Below are 463 nucleotides of genomic sequence, written 5' to 3' on the forward strand. Positions count from 1 at the left end.
CGCCGACAACAATCGATATCGCTTGCCCCATTGTCGTGCCTAATTATTCGGCGTTTTCATCACCCCCCTCCTGAAGCGCTGTATTGATCTTGGCCAATTGCAACGCCAGAGCATCAGATGCCGCGCCCAATAGCTGTCGTCCCGAGGCCGATTCGACAAAATCTTTCATTGCGGCGAAGCTTTCGATTGGGTGCGCCACAAGTTGTGCGGCACTGTCGAGTGAGGTCAATCCGGAGTCAGCCAGCCCGTCTTTGAGACCGATCAACAAGTCCTGTCTCGCCGATATGCCAGACCATTTGAAAATGACGCTCATTTGCTCTGCCAAGCTTGAGGCAGCCGCAAACTCTTTGTTCGCCTGAACGATTTGCTGCGTTGCCAGCCAGTTGTTGTCCACATTGGCAATAGCTGCGTTGCTGGCGGCGGAGGCGCTACCGGGGTCCGTGGCGGCAGCTATGCCTGTAAC

Annotated in this window: 1 protein-coding gene; it reads right to left on the reverse strand. The window is 55.5% G+C overall.

What is annotated here, in order from left to right; translation table 11 throughout:
* Positions 1 to 43 precede the first annotated feature (43 nt).
* On the reverse strand, positions 44 to 463 hold a 420-nt coding region (locus tag AO068_RS03100), incomplete at its 5' end, for a hypothetical protein (protein WP_236717206.1).

It is taken from the genome of Pseudomonas sp. ICMP 3272 (assembly GCF_001466905.1).
In the GTDB taxonomy this organism is placed as follows: Bacteria; Pseudomonadota; Gammaproteobacteria; order Pseudomonadales; family Pseudomonadaceae; genus Aquipseudomonas; species Aquipseudomonas amygdali.